The sequence below is a fragment of the Microcoleus sp. bin48.metabat.b7b8b9.023 genome (assembly GCF_013299185.1).
Taxonomy (GTDB): domain Bacteria; phylum Cyanobacteriota; class Cyanobacteriia; order Cyanobacteriales; family Microcoleaceae; genus Microcoleus.
The window spans coordinates 79,843-97,145 of the sequence record NZ_JAAFKG010000006.1; the positions used below are offsets into that span (position 1 = coordinate 79,843).

The window sequence follows — 17,303 nt, forward strand, 5'->3', positions numbered from 1 at the left end:
GTAATACCAAATTAGTCGCTGCGAGGATGTAGCCACAAAAACAGAGGATTTCAGCGATTTAAGGCGCCAGGGATCGGCTGATTGTGCCTGAAGGCTATTGATATCTAGTGAATATACGGTTGTAGGTTGTCCGGAAATTAGCATAGAGTCGGACAATAGGTGAGAGTCTTAGCCTGTGCGGGAACGGATATTTTATGTATTCGTTCCAACTATTGCGGTGTAAGGCTTGTGGGGTGTAATTGCAGCGGGTTTGACCGAGAATTTTAAAAATTATTACGGTTCGAGCTTGTCTAAATTAAAAAAGCAAGGTAATCTTGCCTAAGCACGATCGCTTTCAACAATCAGAATATTTTTGGTTGTTGATTTAAATTCAGCATCATGCAATCCCTTGAGTGTTTCCAAGGACAGTTAGCGCTTCTCAGTAGGAGGTCGTTTTTTTGAAACGAACATATCCCCAAAAAAATAAGCCTGTTCAGGCTAGTGAAATCGACAGAGACGGTTCTGCGGAACCGTCCAAGCAGACAACGCTCAGCACAGGCAGAGTTCGCTCTCTCGCCACGATCGGGCTGGCAATATCGGTAGGTGCTTCTGGCATCCTGCTGCCGAGAAACGGAGACAGCGCTCGCGCGTCTGAACTCACACCGACAGCAGAATCGACCGTTGAATTAAAGCCTGTATCGACCAACGGGCCCGCTACCACCGGACAAGTTGACGGCTCCTCAGCCGAACAGGCAGGGGTTAAGGTTCAGCAGGGACAAACCCTTTGGGATCTGTCTCGGGACTATGAAATTGAACCGAAGGCACTAGCAACTGCCAACGGCATCAAACCCGATACCGCACTCCAAGCCGGCCAAGAACTTAGAATTCCGGAGGCTCTAGAAGCCTCGCCACAAGAGAACCCTGGCAATACTGCCACAGTCAATCCAGAACAAAAATTAAATCTAACTGGCTCCGAGTCGTTGGATAGTGCAGCCCAGTACGGGCAGCCAACGGCAACGCCAGAGATGGCGACGGTACCGGCACAAAGCTCGATCGACAGCCCGAACGCAGACGGGGCGATCGACAGTTTGAAAAAACAGGAAAACCGCACTACAGCATCAGGTCGGTCCCTGTTGGACTCTGAGGTGGGAGCAAATTCATCTACACCTGCTGTACCGACGGTGGCATCCCCCGAATATGCCACCTCGCCAGCAATTCCTGACCTCAGGGCCACACCTGTAATTCCCAATGCCTCGGTGGGTCAAGCAGCATCGACCGATCGATCGTTGGAGTCCATTGAACAGTCTCTCGCAACACCTAGTTTGCCCTCCGCTGTGGTAGTGTCCCCAGCAGGCAGTAGCGCAGGACCAGCCCAGGGGCTCTACAACGTGCGCCCGGGAGATACGTTAGATGCGATCGCCTCTAATTACCGGGTATCGCCCAAAGAGCTGATCGCCGTCAACAAGCTGGGCAATCCCAACTTGCTGAATGTCAATCAACGGCTGAAAATTCCCAACGTTCGGTCAAATAATCCAGCGGTGCAGGCGGCAGCATCTGATTCTGCCTCTAACTCTACATCTGTCTGGTCGGCGACTTCGGTTCCCGCATCTTTGAACCCCAGTTCGTCTACCTCCGAAATAACCAGTGCTGGCGTTGCAGCACCCGCCCCAAAAGTGGCGGTTGTCTCTCCCTTGGGGAACTTGGAAGGTCTGAACAATATTTCAGCGCCGATGGTTCCCAAAATTAACAGCATTCCGCTAACTCAAGTTTCTCAAACCATTAGCGACAACAGAAAGCTGGAACTTCAAGGCGAACCAACATTTACAGGTGCCGTTGACACCAGCGCCCTGCCCCAGCCAGCAAGTGCAACTGCTAGCAACGTCGCTGTTGCATACCCGCAGCCGATGGGCTTGCAAAATGTTAGCGCCCAGGGTTTAAATCCCGCTCCCACGAACGCTGTAATTGAGTCGAATGCCGAGGATCTACCCACCGCTACCGCTCTCAACCCTTATTCCGAACGTTTGAGAGCAGAAGTTGTCAGACTGCGAGAGGAATATCGCGCCGAGCGCAATTCGATCGGGGCAAATGCGGTTTCCCTGGCTCCAACTGAGGGCCCAGAAGCGAAACTCGCCTCCAACCCGTCTGAAGAACTCCCAAGCGTCAATCCCGACCTCTACACCCCCGAATACGCTGGAGCGGTGCAGAATGAAATCGGCAGACCGCCGTCGAGAGGGTGGTCTCAGGAAGTTCAGAAACAGCAGCAAGAGCGTTTCGATCCCGCTCGTGCAGCCGAACTGCAACCGATCAACCTAACGCCGACCTCTACTCAAGAACGACCGGTGGTAGCAACTGCTCCTTTGGGTTCCGAGGGTTATGACCCCCTGAGCAACCCGTCTTTGGGACGCATGGTTTCTCCAGAACTGCCTCCACTTTCGGGCGCTGATACTTATCTCCCTAACGGCGGCGGCAAACAGCAGTCGGCTAACGGATTGATTTGGCCGGCTAAGGGCGTTCTCACTTCTGGCTACGGCTGGCGCTGGGGACGGATGCACAAGGGAATTGATATTGCAGGGCCGATCGGCACGCCAATTATGGCCGCCGACAGCGGGGTGGTTACCTATGCAGACTGGAACGACGGAGGCTACGGCTATCTGGTGGAAATTACCCATCCAGACGGATCAGAAACGATCTACGCCCACAACAGCCGAATTTTGGTGCAAAAGGGTCAGAAGGTCGAGCGCGGCGAACAGATTTCAGAAATGGGCAGCACCGGCTTCAGTACCGGGCCGCACTTGCACTTTGAAATCCATCCCGCCGGACAGGGTGCTGTCAATCCAATGGCTTTTCTGCCTAACGATACCTCCAGCGCTTCTCGATAACGACTGGTCTGAAGTTATGGGTTTTGAATCATTACCAAAACTCATAACTTAGATCGGAAGGTATGAGAAATTCGGTTGTTGGGAATAGAGACATATTTCCACCTACCGTGCTACGATGGTAAATCGTGAAGTAAGTTTGGCTCAGTGGCGCAGTGGTTAGCGCAGGGGACTCATAAGCCCAAGGTCGCAGGTTCAAATCCCGCCTGAGCCATGATTTAATAGAAAAAATCACGCTCTCTATTTTGAGAGCGTGATTTTTTAGACTTGCCGAGAACATACTTGTAGTCGTTATGAGTATGATATATTTGTAACAGTTCGTAAAAAAGGAAACAAAATCTATGACAAGTGAATGCCTCCGGGTTGGTCAAGCTGCACCCGATTTCGCAGCAACAGCCGTAGTGGATCAGGAATTCAAGACAGTTAAACTGTCAGACTATAAAGGCAAAAAGTATGTAGTCCTGTTCTTCTACCCCTTGGACTTCACCTTTGTGTGCCCAACTGAGATTACAGCATTTAGCGATCGCCATGAGGACTTCAAGAAAATCGATACCGAAATCCTCGGCGTCTCAGTTGACAGCGAATTCTCTCACCTCGCTTGGATACAAACAGACCGCAAATCCGGCGGTGTCGGCGACCTCAACTATCCGTTAGTAGCTGACCTCAAAAAAACCATCAGTTCCGACTACAACGTCCTCGACCCAGAAGCAGGTATTGCCCTCAGAGGTCTGTTCATCATCGACAAAGAAGGCATCATCCAACACTCTACTATCAACAACCTTGCCTTCGGCCGTAACGTAGACGAAACTCTCCGCACTCTGCAAGCTATCCAACACGTCCAGTCTCACCCCGATGAAGTTTGTCCCGCAGGCTGGCAGCCCGGTGACAAAACCATGACACCCGATCCAGTTAAGTCCAAAGTATTCTTTGCTGCTGTCTAACTCGATCGTTTTGAGTTGTAGGGCGGCGCCTGTGAGTGTCCGCCCTCGAAACTTTCGGTGCAATGCCCAATGCCCATTGCCCTATGCCCAATGCCCAATTCCCCATTCCCAAATTAGCAAATATGCTGACTTCTACTGATTTTAGCGGCTTGTTAAATCAGCGGTTTTTCCAAAATTTATTGCCTGTTCCCGCGACTAATGTTCTGAAGCTGGGACAGAGGACACCAGATTTTGAATTGCCGGATATTAATAATGGCAAATTGGTGCGGCTGTCGAACTATCGGGGCGATAAGCCGGTAGTTCTGGCTTTTACGCGGATTTTTACTGAAAAGCAATATTGTCCTTTCTGTTTTCCTCACATTAAAGCTTTGAATGAAAAGTGGGAACAGTTTGCCGATCGCAATATAGAATTATTGATGGTAACAAGCACCGACGATCGCCAAAGCCAAATTGTAGCTAGAGATTTAGGCTTGAAAATGCCTCTGCTCTCCGATCCAGCCGTAAAAGTGTTTCGGGCCTATGAAACCGGTCAAGCTTTGGGTGCTCCTTTGCCGGCTCAGTTTGTTTTGGATGCAGATGGCAAACTCCTATATAAACATTTGTTTTCGTTCATAGACCACAATGCTAGTGTGGAAACTTTGCTGAACTCTCTGCCAAATTAGTGCACAGTTTGTAGCTAGTAGTTGGGTAAGGTGTGTCGCTGTGGAATTTTCGATTTTGGTTGAGATTTTCTGCAAGCGACGCACCTTACGGCAAGATAGAGCGGACTGAAGTCCGCACTACGAACCTTTTTAAAATAGAAAATCAGTGGTGTCTATCGCCCCAGCATTTACCCCAATTAAGGAAGCTAAAACTTGCCCGTTGGATACTAGCTTAATCAAAGTTCGATCGCTATTTTGACTGACATCTAATTGTGGAAAAGTCAAGCTATTGGTGAGGAAAATCAAATCTTTTCCATCCTCAAAATCGACAATTGTATCGATCGCACCATCAGCAGATAGCAATATGGTAAACAGTTTTCTCTAATAGTAACTTACTCTATCCTTTCCTGAGCGGGCACTACCCCGAAATCCTCGATAATCTTTTTAGAACTTCACCTGACGCACCCTACCAGTCGATCGTCCTGTGATAGTTGCGTAATAAGTGTTCTACTGAAATTAATCGGTCAAAAATTGCAATAAAATCCCTCTAAGGTTTGAATACTCAAACCTTTTTGGGTTAAAATATATAGCAATGCACCGCTGACTAAAATGAAGATAACCGATTTCTGTGAACCCAATATAAACAGGTAGATACTACTTAAACGATTTTTTTACAAAAATATATAATATATAAGTAATGACTTTGACAACAAGTATGATTGATGACTAGGTAATAAGAATTATCATGATAATTCCTGGGAAAATATGAGGTTTGTTAGCAGGGCGATCGATCGCTATTGAGGAAAACTGAGGAAAACTGAGGTTTGTTAAATCCCAAATAAATCCGAGGTAGATCGAAGTGATGTCATCACCTCGATCGCGAAGCCCTCGCAGACGATCGCACTTTTAACCCCAACTATCTTAATAAAAATACATAAAACTCCTGCGATCGCCCAATCACTCATCTAGTGATAAATACTCATTGTGCCAATTGTTAGGGCGGAATGTGGAGATGTGCGATCGACTGTAAAGTAGGCTATAGCTGGAATGTAGCTAGTAGCAGTTTAAGCCGATGTCGTCTCCTAAAGGTCGATCGAGCAAAATAGAATTCAGCATCTTAGCCTCGCATCCTGAGTTGTTGACGGGTTTGGATGCGTGGCTGCGGCTAGGCTTGATTTCGCCCGCTGAGGTTGAGCAATTGTGCAGCCAGCATTTAGTCTGCCCGCTGCCCGAGCCCGCTGTGGGCCTTTCTGAAATTGACGATCGCGCCAACTCTCCTATTCCCGAACCACAAGTACCAGCGACATCCACGCAAAAAGCATTACCCAGAACCACAAAAAAGGCTGCCGAGCGCGCAGAAACCGCTCAAACCCCAACTTTTGCCTCTCAAATTTTGCAGTCGCTCATCGCCGAAATTAGCGTCGTGTGGCTGTTGTTTTTAGGAGTGTTCATGGTAGTTGTCTCCTCAGGAGTCTTGGCTGCCAGTCAGTGGGAAAAATTTCCTGCTGCCGGACAATATGGAGTTTTGTTAGCTTATACTTTAACTTTTTGGGCGATCGGCAGTTGGGCAAAAAAACAGCCTAATTTACACTTGACTGCTCAAACTTTGCAAGAAGTTACCCTGTTGCTAGTGCCGATAAATTTTTGGGCGATGGACACCTTTGGATTGTGGAAATATCCTTGGGATTGGGCAGTCGCCATCGTCGCTGCATTTATTTTGACTTGGATAACGCGCGGAATTATTAAAGATCAGTATCAAAGTTTGTGGGGGAAAAATGTAACTACCTCGATCGCCCTAAATCACTTGGGATTGAGTTATTTGCACTGGGGTTGGGGATTTGGAGGGTTTGCCCTAGCTGCGGTTTACTTGGGTACGGTGGGAACTACTGCTGCTACAGTTTATCAAGTTCAGCAACAACGGGTACAATCTATTACACGTGGGGGAAACACTGAAACTTCCGCCGCTGCTTTCAGTTACAGCCGAGATTTTTTGACTTACAAAAAAGCCGCTTTAGTAGCTTATTCCTTGGGAATTTTACTGGGTCGGGCGATATTTGTCAAGGATGTCAACATCCATGAAATGGGCTTAGCCTTGGGAATTTGCGGCGTACTTTTAGCGTGGCTGGATTGGCCGCAATCCCTTGCATTTGGAACTACTAGAAACAATATATCCAACGAGCCAAATCCCGGCAACTTTTTTAACTGGCAATTAGCCGGAGGGGGTTTGTTGGGTTTGGGGTGGCTGGTTTGTTTTCGCGAAATTCCTCTACAGGCGATCGCAATTAGCGCCTTGGCTGTTTGGTTTTTTTATAACCGCTTAGTGCGGTTTTGGCAAAAGTTGGATTTGCTAATGCTTTTCGCCGTGGGACTTCAAAGCATTTGGCTGGTTTGGCGAGTGGTTCCTTTAGGGATTAAAACACAATTTGTTGCATTTTTAACTCAGCTTACCAACTCTGGGCAAACTCCTTGGGCTTTTTGGGGTGTTTTGCTGTTGCCTTATTTAATTTTAACGGTAAGTGCGGCGCAGTGGCTCTACCGATCGCGAAAGTTTCCACTTGCCCATTTTGCCGAAAATCTTGCCCTCGGTTTGGGCAGTGTTTTAACTATTATTAGTGCAGTCAATCCGTTTTGGCGATCGGTCAATTTATTAATTTCTACTGTAACTTTAGGTTGGATCGCTTGGAAATACGTAATTCCAGAGAAGTCCCCACTCGTGGGGATGCCTGTTTCTGCTGTTGATACCAAGGGAAATCCGGCATTTTGGGTTTCGCTGACTCACATTACTGGTTTGTGCGGCTTCACTTCGGCAATTGACTTGTTTTTGCCAAACCAGAGAGACTATGTTTGGGCAGGAATTTTATTGATATTGATGGTGGCTGAATGGGGATTTTTTGTCTGGATGAAATCGGCAAATACCAGAGAAAGTTCTGCTTTCTTTCGCTGGCATCCTGCGTTATTCCAAAGTTCCTGGTATCTGGGATTGGTGTTGGCAGGATTGAGCTTTATCTTGCTGTACAGTAATATGCACTCTCAGTGGGGTTTGATGTGGCTGGCGACTCCTTTGGCTTTGACTGCTGTTGCTACATATAGTGAAACTTCGCACAAACAACTTGCAAGTACCTTAAGTTCGATCGCCCTAATAATCGCACAATTTCTGATTTTTGACTTTCCGGCATACAGGTTAATCAGTTTGGGTTTGGCTGCGCTGTTGATGTTAGTCAATACTTACTATTTAATTGAACTACCAGCCGCTGCAATTGGCGTCGGATTTAGCTTGAGCTTCGTAGCTGCGGTAATTTATCAATTAGGATTTTTGTCTGGTTGGGCTTGGGCAATTGCTGGGGCGATCGCACTTTTGTGTCTCTGGTTGCTTCGCAGTACGATAGTTCGTTATTCTAGCACGTTGCCTGAACCTTCGACCTTAGCTGAAATTTACGATCGAGCTTTGGATGGTTGGGCAATCTTACTCACCAGCTTGCTGTTGACAAACATCACTCTTTATTCCTTGCAACTCTACGATTCACGCACTACCTTGAGTTTACCAGCCTCTACTCAAGTGCTGGCTGCTACTTTGGTAACTGTAGTTGCAATTGTTTTCCGAAGTTTGAGCGAACTTTCACCGCTGGCAATTTATGCCTTGGCTTGGAGTTTGGAGTTGGTGACAGCACTCGGTTTGAGCTTTATTGGACGCAATCTAATTAATTTGGCAGTCGCGAATATTGCCTTGGGCTTATTGACGCAATTGTTAGGCGATTGGTGGCGGCGGCGTAACCCCGACTACCGCCAAATTTTACCCAGCATTCACGTGATACCTCTACTTTACGGGGTGTTGGGCTTGATTTTGCGATCGCGCAGCTTTACCAACAGTACAGGTTTAATCTCGTTAGGTGCCTCTTTAATTGCGATCGGAATTGGTAGGCGGCAGCAAGAATTTAAACCTTTAGTTTATTTGGGATTAATCGGCATATCAGCATCAGCTTACGAATCCCTACTATATCAACTTTCCCAAACACGAGGAGGATCTTTTGGTGACGGCTTAATTGTGCTAGCAACTCTCGGCACAACTTTAACATACATCTATCGGATTTTATCTCCTTGGCTGAGCAGCTATTTACGTTTAACCAATGCCGAGGTAAAAATATTTGCTCACCTGCACTGGGCTTTGAGCAGCTTACTCCTGATTTTAGCTTCAACCTACGATATTAAATCCGGGCTAAATTTAGGATTAGTCACTGGCGCTCTATTAGTACAATACGCCTTCTTGCAAGGGCGAAACAATCTCGATCGCCAATGGGCAGAAATTTGGATTTACTTAGGATGGGTAGAAGCCTTTGGCATCCGGCTTTACTGGATCAATACACCTTTAGTTAAGTACATTTCCGGGCCACTAGGGCCGTGGAAAGTTGCGATCGCTTCTCTATTTGCCTATTTCATTTACATCTTACCTTGGGAGCGCTGGGGTTTGTCAAAAAATCCCTGGAAGATAATCGCTTCTGTGATTCCAATCATCATGATTGTCGAAAGCCCCGCCAAGTTTTATCCGATTAGCTTCCTCATAGCTGCCGCCTTCTATGTTTTCCTAGCTTGGGAAAAGCGCGAAGTCCGTTTTACCTACGTGAGTGTAGCGATAATTGACTGGGTATTGCTGCGCTGGTTTGGACAAATCGGATTGACTCAACCCGAATACTACTTTACTCCTTTAGGGCTTTCTTTCCTTTATGTTGCTCAGTACGATCGCGCTTTGCAACTCCCAGCCCAAAAAACCCTCCGCCACAACCTGCGAATGCTAGCCACCGCGATGATTTGCGGGATACCTCTTTTAACTCAACACAACCACGGTTTAGTTGCAGGATTTTTTAGCTTGGTGGCGATTGCAGCCGGTTTAGCATTGCGAGTGCGAGCGTTTTTGTTTGTGGGGACAGCAATTTTCTTAATCAACGTTTTCTATCAGTTGGTAGTGCTAATTTTTGACTATCCCCTGATTAAATGGGCAATTGGCTTAGCTTTTGGGATTGTGTTTATCTGGATTGCTGCTACTTTTGAGACACGGCGCGATCGCATTTCGGCTTTCGTGCAGCATTGGGTTGTACAATTGCAATCTTGGGATTGAGTTTTCCGCAATAGACTTCTTCCTTTTAGTCCCTCCCTCATATCTGCGTTAATCTGCGTTAATCTGCATGACATCTGCGGTTGCTCTATTCAAATCAAATTTTGTTGCGCCCCAAGAGCAGGCCTACCAAAACTATAATTTTTTGCTATAAAATGTAAAAAAAACGCCCTTTTTTTTCGGGTCAAAAGCTTGACATCCCCGGCTTAAAAAGGTATTATATGATAATGGAAGTGGTGGCAATTTTCAAATTTAAGCACATATTTCCATTATGATACAAATATACCTTAAAAATCCACATTAAGTCAATAGGTAAAAACTACTTTTTTAGCGCCGCGATTTAAGAGCCTAACTTAACCAGAATCAGCAAACAATTATAGGAAAAGATGGGCCGAAGCCCACCATAAAGCAGCGCTGTTAATGTTTAATCTCACTCGGGCTCGCAAGGGCGATCGAACATAATTTCAAAAATTCCCGATCGCACAAACCGACGCAAAGCCCTTAAATGGTCATCTGCATCTTGGCGGTTGCAGAAACGCGCAACCGTGTGATTTCGAGCATCCGACAAAACTCGCACAATCACCCAAGGTTTAGCATAATCCTGCCTGAAGAGATCGGACGTTTTCGTAACTTGCAGATTATCTTCCGGCTGTACAGTTACTTGCAGATTTGGAGAATATTCGGCAATTATCTGGGCACCTGCTTTTCGGAGAATGTCGAGATAACTGGCGATGAGGCTGCCTGTGAGGTTGGCCGCCAACTGTTCGATGAGATGGCCCGCTAAGCTTTTGACCTCTTTTTCCTGCAACAGCATCCGCTGCGCGTCGAAATCCGCGTCAGAGTAGCTGCGGATGCAGGATAGGAGTTGCGTGATGCCGAATTCCTCCAAAGCCTGTTGATAGCCGCGAGAAAATTCGCTCTCGTCGCTGGAACGTTTTATCATGGTAATAGCTCTCTTTGATTTTTAGAGCCACAAGCCAGCGACGAACTTTCTCAGGGCACGCGCTGGCTTTTGACTTTTCCGAGTATAGCGCATTATGCTGCATATTTACAGCACAATGCTGTAAATTAGACAAAATACTGTAAATACATCACACTGACGATCGACTTAGACAAGAAAAAATAACCTCTAATGACGAAACGCCTATCAACCTCCATCGCAGATGGAATTTACGATCAACTTCAAGATTGGGCAAACGAGGAACGCCGTTCAATTAGCGGCTTAGCAGCATTCCTGTTAGAAAAAGCTGTTAGAGAACATCAAGAAAAGATCCAAAAACAGCCACCGCCGTCTAATCAAAACCAGAATCCACAATAAGCTTGGTGCGAAATCATCGGCGATACACTTAAAATTGAGAAAAACTGAATCTTTAATGACCAAACGCCTATCAACATATTTAGCAGACGGAATTTATACTCGCCTTGAGGAATGGGCAAAGCAAGAAGGGCGATCGACTAGCAATTTGGCAGCATTCCTGTTAGAGAAAGCTCTTGTAGACCATGAGGAGAAACTGCTAAAACAGCAGTCTTTGTCTGACGAAAAGCAGGGGCGACATTTAACAGTTGACAGTTGACAGTTGACAGTTGACAGTTTGAGATCGACCTCTACCTAGAAGTCTGAGGATTGAAACAGTGAATAATTTTGGTTTATTTCCCCCCTCGAAGGATGAGGTTTTAAACCCATTCTTCTGGGTAAAGTTTGTGCGATCGCCCGCAATCGACTACGATCGGCTCAAACAAAAACTAATTCTCCAATGAATCAAGGTTTAACCACCTATTTAGCAGAAGGAATCTATGACATCCTGATACGACAAGGACAAATGGAAAAATGACCCTTACTTTCGATCGAGCTAATTATAGCCATTTGCTGGCAGAGGTTGCTCCACGGGCGATCGAAACCGAGGAAGAATACGATCGCCTCCTAGCAGTCGCCCAGAGGCTGACGTTCGCCAAAAACCGCACTCCCGAAGAAAAAGCTTTACACAAGTTATTGGTAACTTTAATTGAAGTTTACGAGGAGCAAAACTATGCGATCGACAAATCCGAGCCTCACGAGATTTTGCAACACATCATGGAAGCCAGCGGCACCCGTCAAGCTGACTTAGTTGGCATTATTGGATCGAGTGGTGTAGTTTCTGAGGTTGTCAATGGCAAGCGGGCAATTAGCAAGGCACAAGCTAAGGCACTCGGCGATTATTTTAAAGTTTCGGCTAGTTTGTTCATTTAATCAAGATTAATGCCAAAAAATGCGATTTAGTTCGTAGTGCGGACTTCAGTCCGCTTTCATTTTGCGGACTGAAGTCCGCACTACAAACTGCACTACGAACTGGTATTTTTAAATTAAAAACCCGGTTCCTCCAAGAAACCGGGTTTTTAATTAGACGTTATTTATCTGTTGGTCGATCGCACTTAATGGCTTAAGGCGAATTCCGGCAATCTCGGTTCAGATTCGCCACCGGGCAACACCTTAACCACACCGTTTTCATCCACATCTACGATCGCACTTTGGCCGTCTTTCAGCTTCCCAGACAGCATTTCCTCAGCCAGTACATCCTCCAACAACCGCATGATGGCGCGGCGCAAAGGTCGAGCACCGTAGCTGGGATTGTAGCCTTCTTTAACTAACAAATCCTTGAACTTGTCTGTCACCGACAAAGTGATACCCTGTTCGGTTAAGCGATTGAAAATTTCCTGCAACAAGATGTCAGCAATCTGCTTAATTTCTGCCTTGTTCAACTGGCGGAAGACGATAATCTCATCCAAGCGGTTGATAAATTCTGGACGGAAGAACTGTTTCAATTCTTCGTTTACCAAGCTGCGAACGCGGTTGTACTGACCGTCTGCGGCACTTTCAGCAAACTCGAAACCTAAACCGCCGCCACCTTTTTCAATGACTCGCGAACCGATGTTTGATGTCATGATCAGCAGCGTATTCTTGAAGTCTACTGTGCGACCTTTGGCATCAGTTAAACGACCGTCTTCCAAGATTTGCAACATCATGTTGAAGACATCCGGGTGAGCTTTTTCGATTTCGTCGAACAAGACTACCGTATAAGGACGGCGCCGCACTGCTTCTGTTAGTTGGCCGCCTTCGTCGTAGCCAACGTAACCGGGAGGCGAACCGATGAGTTTAGAAACAGTGTGGCGTTCCATAAACTCGGACATATCTAACCGAATCATCGCTTCTTCGGAACCGAAGAAATATGTTGCTAAGGCTTTTGTCAGTTCGGTTTTGCCGACGCCTGTGGGGCCGGAAAAGATGAAACTGGCGATCGGGCGATTGGGATTTTTCAAGCCAACCCGCGCGCGGCGGATCGCCCGAGAAACTGCGCTGACAGCTTCTTCTTGACCGATCAAGCGCTGGTGCAGCGTGTCTTCCATGTGCAGCAGCAATTCCGATTCCGATTCTGTCAGCTTGCTAACCGGTACTCCCGTCCAATTTGCCACGATGTGGGCGATGTCTTCTTCGGTGACGATGGGAGAGATTCTGACTTGGCTTTTGTTGATCGTAGCTTCGGCGATTTGGGCTTCGATTTCTAATTCGCGATCGCGCAATTTACCAGCTTTGTCGAAGTCTTGTTCGCGCACAGCAGCATCTTTTTCTTTACTGACGGACGGAAGTTGTTTTTTGAGTTCTTTAACTTCGGGCGGGGTTTGCGAGTTCAGCACGTGCACGCGAGAACCTGCTTCGTCAATTAAGTCGATCGCCTTGTCTGGCAAAAATCGATCGTTAATGTACCTGTCAGACAGTGTAGCCGCTGCTTCTAAAGCTGCATCGGAAATTGTCAGTCGGTGGTGCTGTTCGTAGGCCGATCGCAAACCGTACAATATTTCTATTGTTTCAGCCACACTCGGTTCTCCAACTTTAATCGGTTGGAAACGGCGTTCTAGGGCTGCATCGCGCTCGATGTGCTTGCGGTATTCGTCCAACGTAGTCGCGCCGACACACTGCAATTCGCCTCGGGCGAGGGCTGGTTTGAGCATATTGGAAGCATCCATGCTACCTTGGATTGCGCCTGCACCAACTAAGGTATGAATCTCATCGATTACCAGAATGATATTGCCGGCCGCGCGAATTTCCGCCATGATTTTCGTCAGCCGTTCCTCAAATTCGCCTCGGAATTTTGTACCAGCAATCAGCGAACCCATATCGAGGCTGATTACTTGTTTGTCTTCTAAAATTTCCGGGACGTTTCTGTTAACAATCCGCTGGGCGAGGCCTTCGGCGAGGGCTGTTTTGCCGACTCCGGGTTCGCCTACTAACACTGGATTGTTCTTCGTGCGGCGCCCCAACACTTGGATCACGCGCTCGATTTCATTTTCGCGACCCACGACTGGATCGAGTTTGCCGGCGGCTGCTAACTTAGTTAAGTTAGTGCCGAATTCTTCTAAAGTTGGGATTTTGCGATCGCCACCGCTATCTCCTCGGCCTCCGGGGATTGCCGCGACTTCTCCCACGGCACGAATGACTTGCGTGCGGACTCTCTGGCGATCGATTCCCAGGTTTTGCAGCACCTTCGCCGCCACACCTTCATCGTCTTGAATCAAGCCCAGCAGAATGTGCTCGGTGCCGATGTAATTGTGGCCTAACTGCCGCGCTTCATTCAGCGCCGTCTCAAAAATGCGCTTGACGCGGGGTGTAAACGGAATTTCTGGCGGGAGAAACCCGGAACCTCTACCGATGATATTTTCGATTTCATTGCGCGCCTCTTTCAAGTTGAGGCCCATATCCAGTAATACTTTTGCAGCGATGCCAGTGCCTTCGCCGACGAGTCCGAGAAGGATTTGCTCGGTGCCTACAAAATTGTGACCGAGGCGCCGCGCTTCCTCTTGGGCTAGCATTATTGCTTTAATGGCTTGTTCTGTAAAGCGTTCAAACATATTTTTTCCTTCCTACTGTCTTGGCGAGGGCTGTATCGCTGCTGGTGAGGAGCGATTTGAAATACTACACAAATTATATATGTAAATTTTTGTGTATTTCCTTCTTTAACAATGTATCGCTAGTAATTAGGGGCGGACAGTGGGGAGAGCCGAATAGCAGGGGTGTGGTTGCCGTCTCGCAGTACGCTCTACAATACGAGCTACAAGTGGCAATGCAAATTAAGGCTAATAATGTTGGATCTCACTTTACTTGGCGGCTGCCACTGTGTCAAGCATTTTCTCAAATTGGCAAGCGAAAGTGCCTCGGGGGGCAATCGGGGAATGCTTTTGTTTCAAATCACCCGCCTTGAGCCAAAGTATTGCACCCTAAAGTAAGTAATTTTATTTTAACAGATCGAGGGACTGCTCCGGGCGGGCGATCGCGATCGGCCAAATCGACAGCGTTTTTAAATTGCTATTAGTCGCCTACTTGCCCAATAAATTAGGAGGGCTTGAGACTCAGAATTTTTTGCAAGAATTTTGCCTTTTAACTTATAACACTTTCCTGATTTTACCGGAAAGAATTGGTTAAAAGCCCCAACCCTTTGAGAGAGAAATTAAAATCAGACTATTAATTACTCCAATCCTCGGACTTAAGGGTAGACGTAGCTCTCGAACTGTCAACTGTCAACTGTCAACTGTCAACTGTCAACTGTTTAAAGCCATTGTGCAAGCAACTGTTCAATAACTTTCACAAAGCCGATCGCAATTTGAATCAACGGCCAACCCACCAGACAAATTAACGCCGCCCAGCGAGTTTGAATATCCAAACCTTGGCGAACCGCCACAATTACAGCCAGCAAACTCCACACAGCTAATATCCGCTCAATGCCTTCTCCCAGCAACGGAATCAACGTTAAAAAATTCAGCACTTGGGGGGCGTAGGCAAATCCGATCGGCACCAGCAACTCCCCATAAGTTACGTGACCCGGTTTCAGCCAGTCCCCGATTTTCGAGATAGTGAAACTCCAAAAATAATAACCACCCACGACTGCCAAACCATCTATCCAAAGTGCTAAGAATAACACAGATAGTTCAGTTCGATTGATTAACAAAATAACAGCATTGCCCAAGACACGAGACACCGCTGCTAAAATTACAATTGTTAAAGCTATCCGCTTAGTTTTGCCAGTGTAGGGAGTTTTTTCATAAAAATTGCCGTTCAAAGAAAGTGCGTTCCAAAGCGTTGCCCGCAAACCTGTAATTGAATCTTCTCCCTTCACCTTTAATCCCTGCTCCTCTAGATAGTTGACAAGTTGGATAAAATAAGCTCTAATACAGCAGAATCACCGAAGAAGCAGGGCAATTTTATTGTCGCCAGACAAATTAGGTACGTAGTTGCGCTTCAGCGCTCTTTATCATATTAGGAAAGGGAGCATCTCATTTTCACAATAAGGATGTTTTTATACAGTGCGAGCTTAAGATCTCGCGTGCTTTATACAGTGCGATCGGGGACAGCACTACAAATACAAAACTGAGATGCACCCTTAGGAAAGAGCGCTGAAGCGCAACTACGTACCTTGGCCCAAGCGCGATCGGAATATGTGCAACGACCCATTAAATTGGTATAACAGGCATTCTACCAGATTTTATTAAATGCTAAGATTCATTTTGCAGATACTTGCGTGGCTGCGCGGGGGAAGTTTAAATTTGTTGAGCATTGCAGGTGTAATCCTGATAATTTGGGGCATTCTTTCGCCGATCGGAACTGTGATCTGGTGGCTGGGTCAAAGTGCCGAAACTTTGGGTATCAAGAAAAATCCGCCGGGGATATTGCCCTCAAACAACGGGAATCTAGAAGCGCGCAAGTCTTCGCCGATCAATTGTTATATCATCTTTTTACCGGGAGTTGGCGATTTTTCGGGGAACGAATTAACACCGGGAGAAGAGTTTTTTCTCAAGCGTTTAGTTAAAAATCACCCGCAGTGCGTAGCAGTGGGCGATATTTTTCCTTATTCAGCTTCTAACAAAAGTTTGGGAGGAGAGCGGTTGCTAGCTCCTTTTTGGCGGTTTGCAGAACAGGAAAAAATCGGGCCGATTGCGGGAGACATATTCATCAAAATTCGCAATCTCTGGAGGTTTGCAATTTCTCTAGATTATCGCTACGGTTTTGCATACAATCAGGGAATTGCTAATGCAATTATCGATCGCATGAATGCTAAATCTCCGATTGCAGCTAATCCTCAAAAACCTTTGCAAGTTATTTTAATTGGCACTAGCGGGGGCGCACAAGTTGCTTTAGGTGCTACTCGTTATCTTAAAGAATGGCTGAATGCAGAAATTACAGTTGTTTCGGTTGGGGGCGTGTTTTCGGGAGAAAATGGTTTTGCAGAAGCCGATCGGATTTTTCATTTTCGTGGCACTCGCGATACAATTGAGGATATTGGTGGCATCGTTTTTCCCACTCGCTGGTACTGGTACGCGACTTCACCTTTCAATCAAGCGCGTTCGCAAGGCCGCCATGCAGAAGCTGTCAGCGGCCCTCACAAGCACGACGGCGATGATGGATATTTTGGGGAAAATGTGGCGGGGAACGGTCAAAAGTATGTAGATATCACGCTGGAAAAGATTAATCAATTACCTGTTTGGTCTGAGGGCGCGGTCAAAAGAGAGGACTGAAGTCCTCACTACGAACCTATAATTAGATTCGTAGTGAAGACTTTAGTCCTTCTTAATTCCTAAAGATTAGACTTAAATTGTAAAAACAATTAGGTTCGTAGTGAGGACTTTAGTCCTTCTTAATTCCTAAAGATTAGACTTAAATTGTAAAAACAATTAGGTTCGTAGTGAGGACTTTAGTCCTTCTTAATTCCTAAAGATTAGACTTAAATTGTAAAAA

General features: G+C 46.6%; 13 protein-coding genes and 1 tRNA gene. 10 read left to right on the forward strand and 4 right to left on the reverse strand.

The window, feature by feature from the left end; translation table 11 throughout:
* The first annotated feature begins 437 nt into the window (after nucleotides 1-437).
* The 4 genes from QZW82_RS05710 (at nucleotide 438) to QZW82_RS05725 (ending at nucleotide 4,458) form a co-directional block, all read left to right on the forward strand.
* The gene (locus QZW82_RS05710; protein ID WP_293145930.1) at nucleotides 438-2,858 is read left to right on the forward strand and encodes a peptidoglycan DD-metalloendopeptidase family protein; all 2,421 of its coding nucleotides are present in this window, start codon (nucleotides 438-440) and stop codon (nucleotides 2,856-2,858) included.
* Between the two features lie 138 nt (nucleotides 2,859-2,996).
* Nucleotides 2,997-3,069, forward strand: a tRNA-Met gene (locus QZW82_RS05715).
* 127 nt (nucleotides 3,070-3,196) lie between these two features.
* Entirely contained in the window at nucleotides 3,197-3,796 is a 600-nt protein-coding gene (locus tag QZW82_RS05720; RefSeq protein WP_293145932.1) for a peroxiredoxin, read from the forward strand.
* 122 nt (nucleotides 3,797-3,918) lie between these two features.
* Nucleotides 3,919-4,458, forward strand: coding sequence for a redoxin domain-containing protein (locus QZW82_RS05725; protein WP_293146119.1), 540 nt, complete (start codon nucleotides 3,919-3,921; stop codon nucleotides 4,456-4,458).
* 129 nt (nucleotides 4,459-4,587) lie between these two features.
* On the opposite strand, the gene QZW82_RS05730 is transcribed toward QZW82_RS05725, so the two are convergent.
* On the reverse strand, nucleotides 4,588-4,800 hold the full coding sequence (locus QZW82_RS05730) for a hypothetical protein (protein WP_293145935.1): 213 nt from the start codon (nucleotides 4,798-4,800) through the stop codon (nucleotides 4,588-4,590).
* A 709-nt stretch (nucleotides 4,801-5,509) separates the two neighbouring features.
* Here QZW82_RS05730 and QZW82_RS05735 point away from each other — a divergent pair.
* Complete coding sequence (locus QZW82_RS05735; RefSeq protein WP_293145938.1) at nucleotides 5,510-9,547, forward strand: hypothetical protein; 4,038 nt, start codon at nucleotides 5,510-5,512, stop codon at nucleotides 9,545-9,547.
* A 427-nt stretch (nucleotides 9,548-9,974) separates the two neighbouring features.
* On the opposite strand, the gene QZW82_RS05740 is transcribed toward QZW82_RS05735, so the two are convergent.
* Entirely contained in the window at nucleotides 9,975-10,487 is a 513-nt protein-coding gene (locus tag QZW82_RS05740) for a hypothetical protein (RefSeq protein WP_293145941.1), read from the reverse strand.
* Between the two features lie 189 nt (nucleotides 10,488-10,676).
* Between QZW82_RS05740 and QZW82_RS05745 the strand changes: the two genes are divergently transcribed.
* The 4 genes from QZW82_RS05745 (at nucleotide 10,677) to QZW82_RS05760 (ending at nucleotide 11,771) form a co-directional block, all read left to right on the forward strand.
* Nucleotides 10,677-10,862, forward strand: a complete 186-nt coding sequence (locus QZW82_RS05745; protein ID WP_293145943.1) for a hypothetical protein — start codon at nucleotides 10,677-10,679, stop codon at nucleotides 10,860-10,862.
* Nucleotides 10,863-10,917: 55 nt separating this feature from the next.
* Complete coding sequence (locus QZW82_RS05750; protein WP_293145945.1) at nucleotides 10,918-11,118, forward strand: hypothetical protein; 201 nt, start codon at nucleotides 10,918-10,920, stop codon at nucleotides 11,116-11,118.
* A gap of 58 nt (nucleotides 11,119-11,176) precedes the next feature.
* On the forward strand, nucleotides 11,177-11,302 hold the full coding sequence (locus QZW82_RS05755; RefSeq protein ID WP_293145948.1) for a hypothetical protein: 126 nt from the start codon (nucleotides 11,177-11,179) through the stop codon (nucleotides 11,300-11,302).
* 70 nt (nucleotides 11,303-11,372) lie between these two features.
* Complete coding sequence (locus QZW82_RS05760; RefSeq protein WP_293145951.1) at nucleotides 11,373-11,771, forward strand: transcriptional regulator; 399 nt, start codon at nucleotides 11,373-11,375, stop codon at nucleotides 11,769-11,771.
* Between the two features lie 182 nt (nucleotides 11,772-11,953).
* Here QZW82_RS05760 and QZW82_RS05765 read toward each other — a convergent pair whose 3' ends face one another.
* On the reverse strand, nucleotides 11,954-14,425 hold the full coding sequence (locus QZW82_RS05765; protein ID WP_293145954.1) for an ATP-dependent Clp protease ATP-binding subunit: 2,472 nt from the start codon (nucleotides 14,423-14,425) through the stop codon (nucleotides 11,954-11,956).
* Nucleotides 14,426-15,120: 695 nt separating this feature from the next.
* Nucleotides 15,121-15,687 carry a hypothetical protein gene (locus QZW82_RS05770; RefSeq protein WP_293145957.1) on the reverse strand — a complete coding sequence of 189 codons (567 nt, stop codon included), beginning with the start codon at nucleotides 15,685-15,687 and terminating at the stop codon, nucleotides 15,121-15,123.
* Nucleotides 15,688-16,060: 373 nt separating this feature from the next.
* Here QZW82_RS05770 and QZW82_RS05775 point away from each other — a divergent pair, with 373 nt between their 5' ends.
* The gene (locus QZW82_RS05775; protein ID WP_293145960.1) at nucleotides 16,061-17,083 is read left to right on the forward strand and encodes a hypothetical protein; all 1,023 of its coding nucleotides are present in this window, start codon (nucleotides 16,061-16,063) and stop codon (nucleotides 17,081-17,083) included.
* Nucleotides 17,084-17,303 lie beyond the last annotated feature (220 nt).